Annotated in this window: 15 protein-coding genes and 1 tRNA gene; 7 read left to right on the forward strand and 9 right to left on the reverse strand. The window is 71.2% G+C overall.

All coding sequences use genetic code 11. The features are described 5' to 3' along the window. From ABD140_RS38490 to ABD140_RS38505, 4 genes are all read right to left on the reverse strand, one after another. Positions 1-1,034 (reverse strand): hypothetical protein (locus ABD140_RS38490; RefSeq protein WP_344247747.1); only part of this gene is annotated, 1,034 nt, incomplete at its 3' end. A 183-nt stretch (positions 1,035-1,217) separates the two neighbouring features. Continuing rightward, positions 1,218-1,535 carry a DUF4233 domain-containing protein gene (locus ABD140_RS38495; protein WP_344247749.1) on the reverse strand — a complete coding sequence of 106 codons (318 nt, stop codon included), beginning with the start codon at positions 1,533-1,535 and terminating at the stop codon, positions 1,218-1,220. Continuing rightward, positions 1,535-2,902 carry a bifunctional folylpolyglutamate synthase/dihydrofolate synthase gene (locus ABD140_RS38500; RefSeq protein ID WP_344247773.1) on the reverse strand — a complete coding sequence of 456 codons (1,368 nt, stop codon included), beginning with the start codon at positions 2,900-2,902 and terminating at the stop codon, positions 1,535-1,537. The genes ABD140_RS38495 and ABD140_RS38500 overlap by 1 nt, the downstream gene beginning before the upstream one ends. A gap of 300 nt (positions 2,903-3,202) precedes the next feature. Further along, positions 3,203-5,785: a valine--tRNA ligase gene (locus tag ABD140_RS38505; protein ID WP_344247751.1), complete on the reverse strand. Its 2,583-nt coding sequence runs from the start codon at positions 5,783-5,785 to the stop codon at positions 3,203-3,205. Positions 5,786-5,904: 119 nt separating this feature from the next. Between ABD140_RS38505 and ABD140_RS38510 the strand changes: the two genes are divergently transcribed. From ABD140_RS38510 to ABD140_RS38525, 4 genes are read left to right on the forward strand one after another with little or no spacing between them, the layout of a single operon-like run. Continuing rightward, the gene (locus ABD140_RS38510; RefSeq protein WP_344247753.1) at positions 5,905-6,723 is read left to right on the forward strand and encodes a hypothetical protein; all 819 of its coding nucleotides are present in this window, start codon (positions 5,905-5,907) and stop codon (positions 6,721-6,723) included. Between the two features lie 53 nt (positions 6,724-6,776). Further along, positions 6,777-7,550 carry a sensor histidine kinase gene (locus ABD140_RS38515; RefSeq protein ID WP_344247755.1) on the forward strand — a complete coding sequence of 258 codons (774 nt, stop codon included), beginning with the start codon at positions 6,777-6,779 and terminating at the stop codon, positions 7,548-7,550. 10 nt (positions 7,551-7,560) lie between these two features. Next, positions 7,561-8,163, forward strand: coding sequence for a response regulator (locus tag ABD140_RS38520; RefSeq protein ID WP_344247775.1), 603 nt, complete (start codon positions 7,561-7,563; stop codon positions 8,161-8,163). Further along, on the forward strand, positions 8,153-10,090 hold the full coding sequence (locus ABD140_RS38525) for a sensor histidine kinase (RefSeq protein WP_344247757.1): 1,938 nt from the start codon (positions 8,153-8,155) through the stop codon (positions 10,088-10,090). Before ABD140_RS38520 ends, ABD140_RS38525 begins: the two co-directional genes overlap by 11 nt. A 114-nt stretch (positions 10,091-10,204) precedes the next feature. Here ABD140_RS38525 and clpX read toward each other — a convergent pair whose 3' ends face one another. From clpX to tig, 4 genes are all read right to left on the reverse strand, one after another. Continuing rightward, the gene (gene clpX, locus ABD140_RS38530; RefSeq protein WP_344247759.1) at positions 10,205-11,479 is read right to left on the reverse strand and encodes an ATP-dependent Clp protease ATP-binding subunit ClpX; all 1,275 of its coding nucleotides are present in this window, start codon (positions 11,477-11,479) and stop codon (positions 10,205-10,207) included. Between the two features lie 175 nt (positions 11,480-11,654). Then, positions 11,655-12,305, reverse strand: a complete 651-nt coding sequence (locus ABD140_RS38535; RefSeq protein ID WP_106400086.1) for an ATP-dependent Clp protease proteolytic subunit — start codon at positions 12,303-12,305, stop codon at positions 11,655-11,657. A 53-nt stretch (positions 12,306-12,358) separates the two neighbouring features. Then, positions 12,359-12,931 carry a ClpP family protease gene (locus ABD140_RS38540; protein WP_344247777.1) on the reverse strand — a complete coding sequence of 191 codons (573 nt, stop codon included), beginning with the start codon at positions 12,929-12,931 and terminating at the stop codon, positions 12,359-12,361. 289 nt (positions 12,932-13,220) lie between these two features. Continuing rightward, positions 13,221-14,681, reverse strand: coding sequence for a trigger factor (gene tig / locus ABD140_RS38545; protein ID WP_344247765.1), 1,461 nt, complete (start codon positions 14,679-14,681; stop codon positions 13,221-13,223). A 245-nt stretch (positions 14,682-14,926) separates the two neighbouring features. Here tig and ABD140_RS38550 point away from each other — a divergent pair. Continuing rightward, positions 14,927-15,000: transfer RNA gene (locus ABD140_RS38550), tRNA-Pro, on the forward strand. Positions 15,001-15,069: 69 nt separating this feature from the next. On the opposite strand, the gene ABD140_RS38555 is transcribed toward ABD140_RS38550, so the two are convergent. Beyond that, complete coding sequence (locus ABD140_RS38555; protein ID WP_344247767.1) at positions 15,070-16,449, reverse strand: MFS transporter; 1,380 nt, start codon at positions 16,447-16,449, stop codon at positions 15,070-15,072. 319 nt (positions 16,450-16,768) lie between these two features. On the opposite strand from ABD140_RS38555, the gene ABD140_RS38560 reads away from it, so the two are divergent. Both ABD140_RS38560 and ABD140_RS38565 read left to right on the forward strand, forming a co-directional pair. Beyond that, the gene (locus ABD140_RS38560) at positions 16,769-17,245 is read left to right on the forward strand and encodes a cation:proton antiporter regulatory subunit (RefSeq protein WP_344247769.1); all 477 of its coding nucleotides are present in this window, start codon (positions 16,769-16,771) and stop codon (positions 17,243-17,245) included. Between the two features lie 8 nt (positions 17,246-17,253). Beyond that, positions 17,254-18,558, forward strand: coding sequence for a cation:proton antiporter (locus ABD140_RS38565; RefSeq protein ID WP_344247771.1), 1,305 nt, complete (start codon positions 17,254-17,256; stop codon positions 18,556-18,558). The last annotated feature ends 7 nt before the right edge of the window (positions 18,559-18,565 follow it).

Here is an 18,565-nt window from a genome sequence, read left to right on the forward strand (position 1 = left end):
AGCAGGGCCAGCCCCGCGGCGAGCTCCGCCCCGCCCGGACGGGTGCCCGCGCCCAGCAGCGGGAGGACGGCGAGCACCAGCAGCGCGTCCCCGGCGAGGACCGTCCCGCGGGCGGGCGTGCGCGCGGCGCACAGCGCTCCGGCGACGGCGGCGGGCACCGCGGCGGCGAAGGGCCAGGTCTCCCGTCCGGCGCCCGCCAGCAGTGCCTGCCCGACCACCGGGGCGGCGACCGGCAGCACCAGCCATCCCACGAGGACCGCCTGCAGGGCGGGCATGTGCGGCCCGCCCAGTGCCGCGTCCCGAGCGGAGGCGAGCGCCAGTCCCGCGAACGCCGTGACGCCCAGGGCCGCCGCCAGGATGCCCGCACCCGGTTCCCAGGCGTCGCCGACCGCGGTCATCGCCAGGAAGACGAATCCGGCGGTGGGCACCAGGGGCAGCAGCAGACGGGTGCGTTCCGCGGCGCGCAGCGGCGGCAGGGGCCGTCCCGCGCCGCCCGGCAGGAAGGCGAGCAGCGCGCACAGCAGAGCCAGGCCCAGCAGCCAGGGGAAGGGGGTGAGCGCCTCGCGCCAGCGGCCCGGCTCGCGCGGCACCGCGCCGAGGGCCAGCGGCACGGCGAGCGCCAGCGAACCGCAGAGCGTTCCGGCGAACAGCGCCAGGGGCGTTCCCGCACGGCTCTGGCAGGCCAGGGTGAGGGCCGCGGCCAGGACCGTGCCGGCCCCCGCGCCCTGCAGCGCGCGGGCGGCTCCCAGCACCGGCGCCGTCCCGGCCTCCAGGACCAGGACCTGTCCGGCCAGGACGGCGAAGACCCCGGCCAGCAGCACCAGCGGCGGGGGGAGCCGGCGGGCGGCCACCGCGGCGGGCGCGAGCGCCAGCACCAGGGCGGGCAGCGCGGCCCCCGCGGCCTGCACCAGGGCGGCGGGGCTCCCGCCCAGCTCGTGCAGGGCGGGCGCGGCGACGAGGGGGAGCGCGTTGGGAACGGTCAGCACCGCGGCGGGGACCGCGGTGAGCGCCACCACCGACGCGGTGGCGCTCACCGCGAGCCGTCTCCTCCGCCCGCCGTGGCCTTCGCGGCCTTCGCCGGTGCCGGGTCGCCGCACGCCTTCCTCCGAAAGTCGGCGGCATTGTCGACAGGGGATATCACGTATGACGAAAAGAGTTGCAATATCCGACTTTTCCAGAAGTCAATTCTCCATGGAAAAGGCCGCCCGAAGGAGAAGTTAGCGCTTCTGGCGCCCCTCCACCTTCACTCCCAGCCAAATGGCATAACCCCACAGCGCGCCGAAGACCGCGCCCAGGATGAACATGGTCGGCACGAAGAAGCCGAGCGCCAGCACGACGACCTGGAAGCCCGTGGCCAGGGGAACGCCCCACGACCGGCCCAGCGTCCCGGCGAGCAGCAGGGCGAGCACCGCCAGCACTCCCCCGGTGATCCCGGCGGTCCCGGCGTCCACGTCCGCGACCGAGATCGCGACCGGAATCGCCAGCGCGAGGATGATCGCCTCGCATGTCAAGATCGTGGCGAGCAGACGCCGCATCACTTCACCTTCAACAGAACTCGCGCGTCACCCGCCGTGACGACCGACCCGGTGATGACCACACCGGAACCCCCGTACTCCCCCGCCTCGTCGGCCAGGGCCACCGCCCGCTCGAACGCGTCGTCCAGGCGGGCGGCGCGGTGCACCCGCTCGGGCCCGAAGACCTCCGCGGCCAGCGCGGCCAGCTCGTCCACCGGCATGGCGCGCGACGAGGAGTTGCCGGTGACGACCACCTCGGTCAGGACCGGCTCCAGCTCCTCCAGCAGGCCCGTGACGTCCTTGTCGGCCGCGACGGCCACCACCCCCACCAGCCGGGTGAAGTCGAAGGACTCGCTCAGCGTCTGGGCCGTGGCGGCCATGCCCGCGGGGTTGTGCGCGGCGTCCAGGATGACGGTGGGGCCGGTGCGCACCACCTCCATCCTGCCGGGCGAGCTCACCCGGGCGAAGCCCTCCCGGACCAGCGCCGGGTCGAGCCGCCCCTCGCCGCCCTCGGGAGCGGTGAAGTCCGAGGAGACGCTGCCCCTGGTCACCTCGGAGGGGTCGAGGACGGCGTTGGTGGGGGCGCCGCTGGCGAACGCCTCGACGGCCGCGAGCGCGACCGCGGCGTTGGCCGCCTGGTGCGCGCCGAACAGCGGCAGGAAGATCTCCTCGTAGTCGCCGTGGACGCCGCGCAGCTGCAGCCGCTGCCCGCCCAGGGCCAGGTCGCGGTGGAGCACGCCGAACTCGATGCCCTCCCGGACGACCTGCGCGCCGGTCTCCACCGCGCGGCGCAGCAGCACCTCGGCGGCCTCCGGCGGCTGCTGGGCGATCACCGCGACCGTGCCGGGCTTGATGATCCCGGCCTTCTCGTGGGCGATGTCCTCGATCGTGTCGCCGAGGTAGTCGGTGTGGTCGAGGCCGATCGGGGTGATCACCGAGACGGCCGGGTCCACCACGTTGGTGGCGTCCCAGGTGCCGCCCATGCCGATCTCCACGACCGCGACGTCCACCGGCGCGTCCGCGAAGGCCGCGTAGGCCATCGCGGTCAGCGTCTCGAAGAACGACAGCCGCACCGGGTGCCTGCCGTCGATGATCTGCAGGTAGGGCTCGAGGTCGGCGTAGACCTCGGCGAAGCGCTCCTCGTCCAGCGGCTCGCCGTCGATCGCGATGCGCTCGCGCAGCTCGCTCAGGTGCGGGCTGGTGAACCGCCCGACCCGCAGGCCCCGCTCGGTGAGCAGCGCGTCGATCATCCGGGAGACGCTCGACTTGCCGTTGGTACCGGCCACCAGGATCACCGGGCAGGCCCGCTGAGGTTCGCCCAGCAGGTCCAGCAGATCCCGGATCCGGTCGAGAGTGGGGTCGAACTCCCATTCGACGCCCCGTGCCATGACCGCCGACACGGCGGTCCGATAGTCCGTCACGCCGAAAAGGCTATCTCTCCCCCGGCGCGCCCCGGATTCGGCCGCGCCCCCCGCACGAAGGCAGCCGGACCCGGCGGTCTCGCGGGTCCGGCTGCGGTTCAGTCGTCACTTCTTCTCCGGAGGGACACGATCCGGTCGATCGCCCCCTGTGTCTTCACGATGCCCCCGCCCTCTGAGCAGGCGCTGAGCCGATGATGAGAAGAATCTGAGAGCAGTGCCGAAGGCCCGGCGCCGCGGGGGCGCCGGGCCGTGCGGCCGGTGGGCGGGTCAGCCGGCGGGCAGGGCCGCCAGCTGGGCCTCCAGGCGGGTGATGTCGGCCTGGGCGGCCTCCAGGCGGGCGCGGTTCTTGTTGATGACCGCCTCGGGCGCCTTGGCGACGAAGTCGGCGTTGGCCAGCTTGCCGGAGGTCTGGGCGACCTCCTTGCGGGCCGCGGCCAGGTCCTTCTCCAGCCGGGCGCGCTCGGCCGCCACGTCGATGGCGCCGGCGGTGTCCAGCCGCACCACGACGCCCTCGACGGGCAGGGACGCGGTGGCGGTGAAGGACTCCCCGGGGGCGGTCAGCTTCAGCAGCGAGCGGATCTGCTCCTCGTAGGCGGCCAGCGGGCTGCCGTCCAGCTCCAGCGCGGCGGTGACCCGCTGGCCGGACTTCAGGCCCTGGTCGGAGCGGAACCGGCGGACCTCGGTGACCAGGCGCTGCAGCGAGGCGACGACCGCCTCGGCCGCGGCGTCGGCGCGCGCGGTGTCGGCGGCCGGCCAGGAGGCGCGGACGATGGTCTCGCGGCCGGTCAGGGCCGTCCACAGCTCCTCGGTGACGAACGGCGTCATCGGGTGCAGCAGCCGCAGCACGGTGTCCAGGACCTCGCCCAGCACCCGGCGCGTCGCCTCGGCCGTCGCGCCGCCCTCGGCGAGGGGGACCTTGGACAGCTCCAGGTACCAGTCGCAGAACTCGTCCCAGGCGAAGTGGTACAGCGCCTCGCACGCCTTGGCGAAGTCGAAGCCCTCGATGTGGGCGTCGACCTCGGCGGCGACCGTCTGCAGCCGGGAGAGGATCCAGGAGTCCGTCGTGGAGAGCTCGGCGGGGAGCTCGCCCTTGACGTGCGCGCCGTTCATCAGCGCGAACCGCGTGGCGTTCCACAGCTTGTTGCAGAAGTTGCGCGAGCCCTGCGCCCACTCCTCGGCGACCGGGACGTCGCCGCCCGGGTTGGCGCCGCGCAGCAGCGTGAAGCGGGTGGCGTCGGCGCCGTAGCGCTCGATCCAGTCCAGCGGGTCCACGACGTTGCCGAAGGACTTCGACATCTTCTTGCCGTGCTGGTCGCGGACCATGCCGTGCAGGGCGATGACCTTGAACGGCTCCACGCCGTCCATGGCGTACAGACCGAACATCATCATCCGGGCGACCCAGAAGAAGAGGATGTCGTAGCCGGTGACCAGCACGGACGTGGGGTAGAAGCGCCGCAGGTCGGGCGTGTCGTCGGGCCAGCCCAGGGTGGAGAAGGGCCACAGCGCGCTGGAGAACCAGGTGTCCAGCACGTCGGTGTCCTGGGTCCAGCCCTCGGGGACCTCCTCGCCGGGGCCGAAGCAGCGCTGCTCGCCGCCGGGCCCGTACCAGACGGGGATGCGGTGGCCCCACCACAGCTGCCGGGAGATGCACCAGTCGTGCATGTTGTCGACCCAGGCGAAGTACCGGGAGGACAGCTCCGGCGGCTGGATCTGCACCCGGCCCTCGCGGACGGCGTCGCCGGCGGCCTTGGCCAGCGGGGCGACCTTGACGAACCACTGCAGGGACACCCGCGGCTCGACGACCGTCTGGCAGCGCTGGCAGTGGCCGACGGAGTGCTCGTAGGGGCGGATCTCCTTGACGATGCGGCCCTGCTCGCGCAGCGCCTCCACCACCGCGGCGCGGGCCTCGTAGCGGTCCATGCCCTGGAAGGGCCCCTCGGCGGTGACCTTGGCGTGCTCGTCCAGGACGGTCAGGGACGGCAGGCCGTGCCTCTGGCCGATCTCGAAGTCGTTGGGGTCGTGGGCGGGCGTGACCTTGACCGCGCCGGTGCCGAACTCGGGGTCGACGTGCTCGTCGGCCACGACCGGGATGCGGCGGCCGGTCAGCGGCAACTCGATCTCGGTGCCGACCAGGTGGGCGTAGCGCTCGTCGGACGGGTGGACGGCCACGGCGGTGTCGCCGAGCATCGTCTCGGCCCGGGTGGTGGCCACCACGACATCGTCGGTGTAGCGGATGGAGACGAGCTCGCCCTCGCGGTCGGCGTGCTCGACCTCGATGTCCGACAGGGCGGTCAGGCAGCGCGGGCACCAGTTGATGATGCGCTCGGCGCGGTAGATGAGGCCGTCGTCGTACAGCCGCTTGAAGATGGTCAGGACGGCGCGGGAGAGGCCCTCGTCCATGGTGAAGCGCTCACGGGACCAGTCGACGCTGTCGCCCAGGCGCTTCATCTGGCCGAGGATGCGGCCGCCGGACTCGCCCTTCCACTGCCACACGCGCTCCTGGAACGCCTCGCGGCCCAGGTCGTGGCGGGTCAGGCCCTCCTTCTTGAGCTCGCGCTCGACCACGTTCTGGGTGGCGATGCCGGCGTGGTCCATGCCCGGCAGCCACAGCGCCTCGTATCCCTGCATGCGCCTGCGGCGTACCAGCGTGTCCTGGATGGAGTGGTCCAGGGCGTGGCCCATGTGCAGGGAGCCGGTCACGTTGGGCGGCGGGATGACGATCGTGTACGCGGGCGCGTCGGGGTCGCGCTCGGGGTCGGCCTCGAACAGGCCGGCGGAGGTCCAGCGTTCGTAGAGCTTTCCCTCGACCTCGGCGGGCGCGTACTGAGTGGGCAACTGGGACTCGGTCACGAACGCAGATTCTACGGCGTGTCAAGCCCTGTTTCCGGCCGTCCCCGGGAGGCGGGACAAGGAACACCGGATAGGACAGAATGGCCTCCTGTCCGTTTTCCCCACAGACGTTCCCGGAGATGACCTTGAGCGGTTGGAATCCCCCGCCCCAGGGCCCCGGCTACGGCGGGCCCCAGCCGCCGCAGCAGCCTTACGGCCAACAGCCTCAGCAGCCTCCCTACGGGCAGCCGCAGCAGCCCTACGGGCAGCAGCCCCAGCAGCCGTACGGGCAGCAGCCGTACGGCCAGCCCGCCGCGCCCTACGGGCAGCCGACCCCGCCCCCGTTCGGGCAGCCCACTCCGCCTCCCTTCGGTCAGGCCGGATACAGCCCCGCGCCGCCCCGGAAGAACAAGACCGGCCTGATCCTGGCGATCGTCGGCGGCGTGGTCGTCGTGGCGATCGTCGCCGTGGTCGCCCTCGCCGCCCTGGGCGGCGGGGACGACGGCTCCGAGTACGCGCTCAGCGCGCCGCCGACCGCGGGCGGCTATCCCAAGTCCACCGACGCCGCCGGCGACACCTACGGCAGCGCCTTCCGCAACCTCCTCGGGTCCAAGGGCACCGTCGTGTCGGCGACCTACGACGCCGAAGGCTCCCAGGTCACCTTCACCGGGATCACCGGCCCCGGCATGGGCGACCGCGACGACTTCCGCCAGGGCCTGCAGAGCTCCGGCACCAACGTCAGCTTCCATGACACCGACCCGGGCGGCTCCGGATCGGCGAGCTGCGCCGAGATGACGATGGGCACCATCACGATCCCGCTGTGCTACTGGCAGACCTCCAACACGCTCGGCATGGTGATGGCGGCTCCCAACCTCACCGGCAACGGCCAGTCACTCGGCTGGTCCCAGCTGGCCGACGTCATGCGCAAGATGCGGCCGGACGTGGAGAAGCCCGCCTGAGCCGGGACACGCGTCCCTGTCGGTGACCGCGGCGATCAGGGAGGGTCTGCCGTATGTACGGCGTCACCGCGCTCGGCGCGTTCCTGCTGGGGCTGGTCGTCGGCGTCCTGCTGACCCGGCGGTACGCTCCCGCCGCGGATGACCGTGCCGGGGAGCTCCAGCGCTCCCGGGAACGCATCCTCGCGGACGCGGAGGAGGAGCGCCGCCGATTGCGGCACGACCTCCACGACGGCCTGGCCCCCACCCTGGCCAGCCTGGCGATGGCCCTGGACACCGCGAGGCTCACCCTGGGCGACCGGCCCGAGCAGGTCGGCCCGCTGCTCAGCGACCTGCGGCAGCGGCTGGCCGGGGCCGTCGGCGACATCCGGGAACTGGTGGCGGGACTGCGGCCGCCCGCGCTGGACGACCTCGGCCTGGCCGGGGCGGTCGGCGGGCTGGCGGACGGAACGGACGGGATCATGGTCGAAGTCAAGATCAGCGGCGAGCTCACCGCGCTGCCCGCGGCCGTCGAGGTCGCCGCCTACCGGATCGTCTCCGAGGCGCTCAGCAACGTGCGGCGGCACTCCCTGGCCGCCAGCGCCCTGGTGCGGCTCGACCGCGGCCCCGACGCCCTCCACCTCGTCGTCGCCGATCCCGGCACCGGCGTCCCGCAGGGGCGGGACGGCACGGGCCTGGCGGCGATGCGCGAACGCGCCGCCGAGGTCGGCGGCGCGTGCACCATCGGCCCGCGACCCGGCGGCGGCACCGCGGTGGTCGCCCGTCTCCCCCTCAACCCGCTCCCGGAGGAACCCCGTCGTGTCCGACGACATCCGAGTGATCATCGCTGACGACCACCCCATGTTCCGGCAGGGCCTGCGCGCCCTGCTGGAGGCGCTGGGCATCGAGGTCGTCGGCGAGGCCGAGAACGGCCCCGCCGCCGTCCGGCTGGCCCACGACACGCAGCCCGACGTGGCGGTGATGGACCTGCACATGCCCGGCGGCAACGGCATCGAGGCCACCCGCACCATCACCCGCACCAGCCCGCACATCGGCGTGCTGGTGCTGACCATGTTCCGCGACGACGACTCGGTGTTCGCCGCGATGCGCGCCGGGGCCCGCGGCTACCTGCTCAAGGAGTCCGGCGCCGAGGAGATCGCGCGGGCGGTGCGCGCGGTGGCGGCGGGCGAGGCGATCTACGGTCCGGAGATCGCCCGGCGGGTGCTCACCTACTTCACCGAGATGCCCGACCCGCGCAGGTCGGCCTTCCCCGAGCTGACCGACCGGGAACGCGAGGTGCTGGAGCTCATCGCCCAGGGCCGCAACAACGGGGAGATCGCCGGGATCCTGTTCCTGTCGCCGAAGACGATCCGCAACCACGTCTCCAACATCTTCATGAAGCTGCACGTGGCCGACCGCGCGCAGGCGATAGTGCTGGCGCGCGAGGCCGGTCTTGGCACGTAGGACCGTCCTGTGGGTCGGGGCGCTGGCCGGCCCGCTGTGCATCGTCCTGGCGTACGCCTTCCGCTACTCGGTGCCCCTGGAGTACCGGACGAGCCAGTCCTGGCGCCCCGAGGTCATCATGGGCTGCCTGTACCCGGCGGTCGGGGCGTACCTGCTCAGCCGCAGGCCCGGCCTGGTCGTCGCCCGCCTCCTGTGGACGATCGGCCTCGTCGCCGCGGCGCACTGGCTGCTCATCCCCTTCTCGCGCTGGTCCCTGCTGCACGACCTGCCCGGCGCCGCCTTCCTGCGCTGGGGCGCCACCTGGCTGTACATGCTGGAGTTCCTGCCGCTGGTGATGATCGTCCCGCTGCTCTTCCCCGACGGCAGGCCCCCCGGCCGCGCCTGGAAGCCGGTGCTGTGGCTGTCGGCGGCGCTGATCGCCGTCAACGTCCTGCACCGGATGCTGCTCCCCGGAGACCTGGGACTGCCCGGCAGGGAGGCGCACAACCCGTTCGGCGTGGCGGCGGTCGGCGACCTGGACGCCGCCTACCTGAACGTGGTGCAGCCGCTCACGGTGGCCGTCACCTTCCTGAACTTCCTCTCGCTGGGCCTGCGCTTCCGCGCGGGCGGCCCCGTCGCCCGGCGGCAGATCGCGCTCATCGCCTACCCGCTGCTGGGCACCGCGCTGGCCGGATACTCCGACCTCATCTGGGAGGACATGCCGTTCTGGCTGTTCGCCACGCTGACCTGCACCGCGGTGGGCACCGTCCCGGTCGCGCTGGCGATCGCCATCCTGCGCCACCGGCTCTACGACATCGACGTGATCGTCAACCGGACGCTGGTGTACGGCACGCTGACGCTGATCCTGGGCGCCGTCTACTTCGGGCTCATCGCCCTGGTCAACAACCTGGTCGCGGGCCAGGCCGCCGGGTTCTTCGGCGCGCTGACGGTCGGCGCCCTGTTCCAGCCCGTCCGCTCCCGCGTCCAGCTCTCCATCGACCTGCTGTTCGGGGTGGAACGCGACCCCTACGTGCTGGCCGACCGGCTCGCCCGGACCGTCCAGCAGACCGAGGACCCGGCCACCGCGCTGCGCCTGGCCGTCCGCGCGGTGCGCCGCACGCTGGCGCTCTCGGGGGTCGGCGTGGAGATCGACGACGTCGTCGTGCACACCGACGGGGCGGAGGAGGGCGTCGCCCAGGTGGTCCCGCTGGTGTGGCACGGCGAGCAGATCGGCCGGATGCTGCTGTACGGGCCGGGGCATCCCGACCACCGGCTGGTCGGGGTGCTCACCCGGCACGTCGCCGACCTCGCCCACACCGTCCGGCTGCTGCGCGTCTCCCACGAGACCGTCATCAACACCCGGGAGGACGAGCGCCGCAGGCTCAGCCGCGACCTGCACGACGGCCTCGGCCCCACCCTGGCGGCGCTGGCGCTGTCGGTGGACGCCGCCAGGGTCCGCCTCACCACCGATCCGGAGTCGGTGGAGCCGTCGCTGCTGGCGCTGCGCGAACGCATGACCACCGCGATGGGCGACATCCGGGAGCTGGTGCACGGGCTGCGCCCGCCCGCGCTGGACCGGCTGGGACTGGCCGACGCCGTCCGCGCCCTCGCCGCCGACCTGCCCGAGCCCCGGGTGGACGTGCGGTGCGCGGACCTCCCCCGGCTCGCCTCCGTCCAGGAGGTCACCGCCTACCGCATCATCCAGGAGGCCCTCACCAACGCCCGCCGGCACGCCAAGGCGACCAGCGTGGAGCTGCGGCTCGCCGAACGCGACGGCCAGCTGGAGATCACCGTCTCCGACGACGGCCGCGGCCTGCCCCGCCAGCCCCGCCAGGGACTCGGCCTGACCGGCCTGCACGAGCGCGCCGCCGAACTCGGCGGCACCTTCACCATCGCCTCCCGCCCGGGAGGCGGCACCGTCCTCACCGCCCGACTCCCCCTCACCTGACCCCTTGCAGGCCCCCGTCGGCGTCCGGCGGGGGCTGAGACGGACGTGGAGCGGCGGCGAGGTCCGGAAACGACGGAACCCGGCTCCTGGGAGCCGGGTTCGTCTGGGGCTTGCTCAGGCGCTCTTCTCGCGCGGTTCACGCTTGGTCGAGCGCTCGCGCGGGACGAGCGTCGGGTTCACGTGCTCCAGCACCGATTCGCGGGTGATGACCACCTGGGCGACGTCCTGGCGGCTGGGCACCTCGTACATCACCGACAGGAGCACCTCCTCCAGGATGGCGCGCAGGCCGCGGGCGCCGGTGCCGCGCAGGATCGACTGGTCGGCGATCGCCTCGAGGGCGTCGTCGGTGAACTCCAGGTCCACCCCGTCCAGCTCGAACAGGCGCCGGTACTGCTTGATCAGCGCGTTCTTCGGCTCGGTCAGGATGTTGATCAGCGCGGCCCGGTCCAGGTTGTGCACGCTGGTGATGATCGGGAGCCGGCCGACGAACTCGGGGATCATGCCGAACTTCAGCAGGTCCTCGGGCATGACGTCACCGAAGATGTCGCTGTTCTTGGCGAAGTCGACCTTGGAGCGGATGACCGCGCCGAAGCCCACGCCCTGCTTGCCCACCCGGGACTCGATGATCTTCTCGAGGCCGGCGAAGGCGCCGCCGCAGATGAACAGCACGTTGGTGGTGTCGATCTGGATGAACTCCTGGTGCGGGTGCTTGCGCCCGCCCTGGGGCGGGACCGAGGCGGTCGTGCCCTCCAGGATCTTCAGCAGTGCCTGCTGCACGCCCTCCCCGGAGACGTCCCGGGTGATCGACGGGTTCTCGCTCTTGCGGGCGATCTTGTCGACCTCGTCGATGTAGATGATGCCCGTCTCGGCCTTCTTGACGTCGTAGTCGGCGGCCTGGATGAGCTTGAGCAGGATGTTCTCGACGTCCTCGCCGACGTAGCCCGCCTCGGTCAGGGCCGTGGCGTCCGCGATGGCGAACGGGACGTTGAGCAGTTTGGCCAGGGTCTGCGCGAGCAGCGTCTTGCCGGATCCGGTCGGGCCGAGCAGCAGGATGTTCGACTTGGCCAGCTCGATCCCGTCGTCGCGGGAGTCGCCGGACTGGATCCGCTTGTAGTGGTTGTAGACCGCGACGGACAGCGCCTTCTTGGCCTTCTCCTGCCCGATCACATAGCCGTCGAGGAACTCGTAGATCTCGCGCGGCTTGGGCAGGCTGTCCCACTTGAGGTCCGAGCTCTCGGAGAGCTCCTCCTCGATGATCTCGTTGCAGAGATCGATGCACTCGTCGCAGATGTACACACCCGGGCCCGCGATGAGCTTCTTGACCTGCTTCTGTGATTTACCGCAGAAAGAGCATTTCAGCAGGTCACCACCGTCGCCGATGCGTGCCACCCGGTTGTCTCCTTTTCGTGGGGCCGCCTTGCGCCCGGCGGTGCGCGGAGTTTCTCGCTCCCGCACCGCCGGCAAAGGCTGCTTCGACGGTACCGTCTCCGGGGCGCCGGGCCACGTCCCGAGCGTCCCGGGACCTGACCGCGAAGCCGGGGGTGTCCCCGAACTTAGCGCCGTCTTATGAAGACACTACCTCCACCCGACGCTTCTTGCTGACGAAGACGTCGTCGATGAGGCCGTAGGCCTTGGCCTCGTCCGCCGTGAGGATCTTGTCCCGCTCGATGTCCTGGCGGACCTCCTCCAGGGAGCGGCCGCTGTGCCGGGAGATGATGGTCTCCAGCTGCTCGCGGATGCGCATGATCTCGCGGGCCTGGATCTCGATGTCCGAGCCCTGCCCGTAGGTGCCCTCCGTGGCGGGCTGGTGGATCAGGACCCGCGCGTGCGGCAGCGCCGCGCGCTTGCCCGGCGTGCCGGCGCCCAGGAGCACCGCCGCCGCCGAGGCCGCCTGGCCGATGCAGACCGTCTGGATGTCGGGCTTGACGTACTGCATCGTGTCGTAGATCGCCGTCATCGCGGTGAAGGAGCCGCCCGGCGAGTTGATGTAGATGCTGATGTCCCGGTCGGGGTCGATCGACTCCAGGGTGAGCAGCTGCGCCATCACGTCGTTGGCCGACGCGTCGTCGATCTGCACGCCCAGGAAGATGATCCGCTCTTCGAAGAGCTTGTTGTACGGGTTCATCTCCTTGACCCCGTACGCCGTCCGCTCCACGAAGGACGGGATGATGTAGCGGCCGTCGACCGGCCGCACGCCGCCGGCGCGAATTTCCATGCTGCTCTCCATAATCGGACGGCTGCTCCCCATGATCGGTCCGCGGTGCTCCATCAGGAGACCGGGCCCTCGGAGGGAACCTCGTTGGCGCTGGTCACCACGTGGTCGACCAGACCGTAGGCCTTGGCCTCCTCGGCGGTGAACCAGCGGTCGCGGTCGGAGTCCGCGGTGATCTGATCGACCGTCTGGCCCGTGTGGTAGGCGATCCGCTCGGCGAGCGTCTTCTTGACGTAGAGCATCTGCTCGGCCTGGATCTTGATGTCCGAGGCCGTGCCGCCGATGCCGCCGGAGGGCTGGTGCATCATGATGCGCGCGTGCGGGAGCGCGTAGCGCTTGCCCGGGGTGCCCGCGCAGAGCAGGAACTGCCCCATGGACGCCGCCAGACCCATGCCGACCGTGACGATGTCGTTCGGCACGTACTCCATGATGTCGTAGATCGCCATGCCGGCGGTCACCGAGCCACCCGGAGAGTTGATGTAAAACGTGATGTCGCGCTTGCCGTCCTCGGCCGAGAGCAGCAGCAGCTCGGCGGCGAGGCGGTTGGCGATGTCGTCGTCGACCTGCTGGCCGAGTACCACGATCCGCTTGCGCAGCAACTGCTGGTGCAGGGCCTCCTGTGCGGCCATGGCCTGCAGCCCGCCCTCACGCGCGAAGATCGGGTCGTGGAAAATCGGAGGCTTGCTCACCCTGTTCCTCCGTAGGTGTCTAGCGAGTTGTGGTCCCTGAAACGGTCGGATGATTGGACACTAACGCGCCCCGCGGGGGCCTCACGCCATACGGACGTTCTTTTCGCTGGCGGCGTACCCTCCGCCCTTTTCTCGACCCGAGGTTTAGCCCCGGGCGAGGAGCGTTTGAACAGACACGCCCCGCATGCCATTTCCGGCATACGGGGCGTATATGGATTTTTCATGCCATTCAGGACTTGGTGGCGTCCTCGTCGCTCTCGGCCTTCTCAGCCGGTTCGGCCGCCTCCTCGACGACCTCGGCCTCGGCGACCTCGCCGCCCTCGGGGGCCTCCGGGCCTTCGGCGGCCTCGGCGGTGACGGTCTCGCCGTTGATCTCCTTGCGGAGCTCCTCGAGGTCGAGCTCGTTGCCGGACTCGTCCGAGATCTTGACGTGCTCGACGATGAGGTTCAGCGCCTTGCTGCGCAGCACCTCGGCCACCAGGGCCGGGATCTGGTTGTTCTCGGTGAGGTACTGGGCCAGCTGCTGCGGCGGCAGGTTCATCTGCATCGCCTGGGTGACCACGTACTCGCTGAGCTCCTCGTTCTCCACGCCCAGCTCCTCGTCGAGGGCGAGCTGGTCGAGGATGAAGCCGCCCTTGACGGCCTTGCGCGCGGCCTCGTCGAGCTCGGCCTCGAACTCCTCGGCGGTCTTCTCCTCGTCGGCCAGGTAGGCCTCGCGGGTCAGGCCGGCGTAGGCGAGCTGCTGGTCGAGCTGCTCGTTGCGGCGCTGCTTCTCGCTGTCGACGATGCCGTCGGGCAGCGGGATCTCGACCTTCTCCAGGAGGGCCTCCAGGGCCTTGTCCCGGGCCTGGCCGATCTGGTTGAGCTTCTTCTGCCGCTCGAGGCGCTTGCGGACGTCGTCCTTCAGCTCCTCGATGGTGTCGAACTCCGAGGCGAGCTGGGCGAACTCGTCGTCGGCCTCGGGCAGCTCCTTGACCTTCACCGACTGCACGGTGACGGTGACCTCGGCCTGCTCGTCCTTGCGGGAGCCGGCCACGAGGGTGGAGGTGAAGGTCTTGGACTCGCCGGCGGACAGGCCGGTGATCGCCTCGTTGAGGCCCTCGATGGAGCCCTCGGTGCCGACCTCGTAGGAGTAGCCCTTGGTGGCGGCGTCCTCGACGTCCTCGCCGTCGATGGCGGCGCTCAGGTCGATGGTGGCGGTGTCGCCCTCGGCCGCGGCGCGCTCGACGGTGGTCAGGGTGGCGAAGCGCTCGCGCAGGTTGTCGAGGGTCTCGGCGATCTCCTCGTCGGTGACGACGGCGTCGTCGACGGTGACGGGCAGGCCGTCGTAGGAGGGGACCTCGAAGGACGGGCGGACGTCGACCTCGGCGGTGAACTCCAGTTCCTTGCCGTCGTCGATCTTGGTCACCTCGACCTCGGGCTGGCCGAGGACGAAGAGCTCCTTCTCCTCGATCGCGGCGCCGTAGAGGCCGGGCAGCGCGTCGTTCACGGCCTCCTGCAGCACCGCGCCGCGGCCCACGTACTGGTCGATCAGACGGGCGGGCGCCTTGCCCGGGCGGAAGCCCTTGAGCCGCACTTGCCTGGCGAGCTCCTTGTAGGCCTTGTCGAGGCTCGGCTTGAGCTCTTCGAACGGAACTTCGATGGTGAGCTTCACCCGGGTCGGGGTCAGCTCCTCGACAGCGGTCTTCACTGGGGCAGGTCTCCTTGATCCGGCGGTTCACGCGGCTCGGCGCGCTGTGACGCGGCCCTGCCGAGCCGCGAGCGCGAGCGTCCGCCGGTCTCGCTTGATCGTTTCGGGCGGCACAACGCATGCCTATGCGGCCTTCAGTCTAGGGGGTCGCGGCCACCTCCCGTGACAGCTCCGCACGCGGCGCCGCACCCCGCGGAAAAGATCAGCCTGCGACCGTCCCCGAGCGGCTAAACTGTCGCGCGACACGGGCTGTGGCGCAGCTTGGTAGCGCGCTTGCTTTGGGTGCAAGAAGTCGTGGGTTCAAATCCCGCCAGCCCGACCCGAGGCCGGAGCCCCGGCGTCCCAGGACGCCGGGGCTCTCGTCGTCTCCGGGCGCGCGCAGGGCCGGTCAGACGCCCGCCTCGGCGAGGCTGCGCCGCGCGGCGCCGGTCCGGCGCAGGTAGACGGTCCAGGTGAGGACCACGCACACCGTGTAGAAGGCGGCCAGGATCAGCAGGGCGGGCACGATCGTCTGGGCCTCGGCCAGCGAGATCCGGAAGGTCTGCTGGATCAGCACGCCGCCCAGGGCGCCGACGGCCGAGGAGATGCCGATCGCGGCGGCCGCGGTGCGCCGGGCCGAGGAGACCGCCGCGGCGACCGCGTCCCGGTCCCCGGTGTCCACGCCCTCCAGCGCCTTGTTCTTGAAGATCGCGGGGATCATCTTGTAGGTGGAGCCGTTGCCGATGCCGGTCGTGGCGAAGACGCACAGGAAGGCGGCCAGGAACAGCGGCCAGCTGCCGGCGTCGACCGCGGACCAGACCGCGACGATGCCCGCCGCCATGACCAGGAAGTTCCAGAACGTCACCCTGGCGCCGCCGAGCCGGTCGGCCAGCCAGCCGCCGATCGGCCGCGCCACCGAGCCGATGAGGGCGCCCAGCCAGATGTAGTCGGCCGCCTGGATGCCGGGGAACTGGTTCTTGATGAGCACGCCGAAGGAGAAGGAGTAGCCGATGAACGAGCCGAAGGTGCCGATGTAGAGCACCGACATGACGATCGTGTGCGGCTTGCGGGAGATGGCGGCCATCTCCCGGACGGTGTAGGCGCTGGTGGCGTGCCGCAGGTTGTTCATGAAGAAGTAGGCGCCCGCGGCGGCGACCAGCACCAGCGGCATCCACACCCAGCCGACGGCGACGAGCCCGGCGGCGACGATCAGCGGCGGCATCGCCAGCTGGGTGACGCTGGTGCCGAGGTTGCCGCCCGCGGCGTTCAGGCCGAGCGGCAGCCCCTGCTTGTCCGCCGGGTAGTAGTGCGTGATGTTCGACATCGACGAGGCGAAGTTGCCGCCGCCCAGGCCGGTGGTGGCCGCGATGAGCAGCAGCGCCCAGAAGGGGATGCCGGGGTTCTCGATCGCGTAGACGAACAGGGCGCAGGGGATCAGCAGCAGCGTGGCGCTGATGATCGTGAAGTTCCGGCCGCCGAACCGGGCGGGGCCGAAGGTGTAGGGGATGCGCATGAAGGCGCCGACGAGGTTGGGAACGGTCGTCAGCCACAGCTGCTGGCCGACGTCCAGGGCGACGCCCACCGTGCCGAGGTTGATGACGGCGATGCTCCACAGGAGCCAGACGCAGAAGCCCAGGTGCTCGGTGAGGATGGACCAGGCCAGGTTCCGGCGGGCGACGCGCTTTCCGGTCGTGCGCCAGAAGCCCTCGTCGTCCGGTCGCCAGTCCTCGATCCAGCGGCCCCGCCCCGCGGCGGGCGCCGCGGGCCTTTCGCCGGTCAGCGTGGTCATGCCCTGCCTCCAGGTACTTTCTAGTGGGCTCGTTCTCTCTCGCTGACCCGAAGGTAGGAGCGGGCTCCTTCCCTGCTGTTGCCGCGACGTCAAGACCCGATTACCTGTCGCGCACGGGGCGCGGCGCGCCGGTGTGAGCCCTCCCCGCCCCCGCGGGTTCCGGGCGTGAAGAGCCGGTGACACCCCCGTCATCGGCCGGTGCCGGGGATCGGGAGCGGGGATGTCCAGCGAATCGGACATACGTCCCGACTTGGAACGCAGCATGCCGTTAAGCCAAAATCAGCCCCTGGACTTTCGTGCTCCACCCAAGGGAGAAGCAGTGGACGTAGAACAGACGGCGCTGCCCGGTATAGGGCTGCGCCACGAGTTCACCACCCGCGCGGGCCGCCGGGTCGGCGTCGTGACCTACCGGACGGGCCGGCGGGACCTGGTGGTCTATGACAAGGCGGACCCGGACCGGGCGTGCGAGACGGTCCGGCTCAACGACGAGGAGGCCGACGCCCTCGTCGAGCTGCTCGGCGCGCCGCGCATCGTCCAGCGCCTCAACGACCTGCACCGCGAGGTCGAGGGACTGGTCAGCCTGCAGGTGCCGGTGGCCTCCGTGTGGGCCGGCAAGGCCATGGGCGCGGCGCAGGTCCGCACCCGGACGGGCGCGTCCATCGTGGCCGTCGTCCGGGACGGGCAGGTCAACACCAGCCCCCTTCCGGACTTCGTCCTGCGGGAGAACGACATCGCGGTGGTGGTGGGCGACGTGGAGAGCACGGGAGCCGCCACCGGAATCTTGACCGGCGGGTAGGGGAGCGCGTGCACGACATAGCCATTCTGTTTCTGGAACTCGGCGGGATCATCCTCGCCCTCGGCGTCCTGGGCTCCTTCGCCCTGCGCGCGGGAATCTCCCCCATCCCCCTCTACCTCATCGCCGGCCTGGCCTTCGGCCACGGCGGCATCCTCTCCCTGGGCACCAGCGAGGAGTTCGTCCACACCGCCTCGGAGATCGGCGTCATCCTCCTGCTGCTCACCCTGGGCCTGGAGTACAACGCCAACGAGCTGCTGACCTCCCTCAAGGGCAACGCCAAAGGCGGTCTGGTCGACCTCGTGCTGAACGCCGCGCCCGGCGTGGTCATCGCGCTGGTGCTGGGCTGGGGCCCGGTCGCCGCCGTCGCGATGGGCGGCGTCACCTACGCCACCTCCTCGGGCATCACCGCGAAAGTCCTCACCGACCTGAACTGGATCGGTAACCGCGAGACGCCGGTCGTACTGTCGCTGCTGGTCTTCGAGGACCTCACGATGGCCGTCTACCTGCCGGTCCTCACCGCCATCCTGGCGGGCGCGGGCTTCGCCGCCGGCGCCACCAGCGTCGGCATCGCGCTGGCCACGGTCACCGTGGTGCTGGTCATCTCCCTGAAGTTCGGGCGCTACCTGGAGATGTTCGTCTCCAGCCCCAACTCCGAGGTCCTGCTGCTCAAGGTGCTGGGCCTGGCGCTGCTGGTCGCCGGCATCGCCCAGCAGCTGCAGGTCTCCGCCGCGGTCGGCGCGTTCCTCGTCGGCGTCGCCCTGTCGGGGCAGCTCGCCCACGAGGCGATGGAGCTGCTGGCGCCGCTGCGCGACCTGTTCGCCGCGGTGTTCTTCGTCTTCTTCGGCCTGAACACCGACCCGGCCAAGATCCTGCCGGTGGCCGGGCTGGCGCTGCTGCTGGCCTTCGTCAGCATCGTCACCAAGCTGCTCACCGGCTACTACGCGGCGCAGCAGGCGGGCATCGGGCGGGCCGGACGGGCGCGGGCCGGTCTCGCACTGGTCCCCCGAGGCGAGTTCAACATCGTCATCGCCGGTCTGGCCGTCGCGGCCGGCGCCCACCCGGACCTGGGCCCGCTGGCCGCGGGCTACGTTCTCATCCTCGCGGCGTTCGGTCCGCTGGCGGCGCGGCTGCTGCAGCCCGTCATCACCTCGCTGGCCGACCACCCCGAGGACCACCTGCCGTTCTTCCGGCGCAAGAAGACCAAGGAAGGACGGGGGAAGACGACGGCCGAGGACGCCGTCGAGATCCCGGAGCAGTCCGCTCCCGTCGAGGACGGCGTCGACGACGGCGACGCCGAGCCGCTCAGGAAGTGAGCCCCGC

This window comes from Actinocorallia libanotica, from assembly GCF_039525175.1.
Lineage (GTDB): Bacteria > Actinomycetota > Actinomycetes > Streptosporangiales > Streptosporangiaceae > Actinocorallia > Actinocorallia libanotica.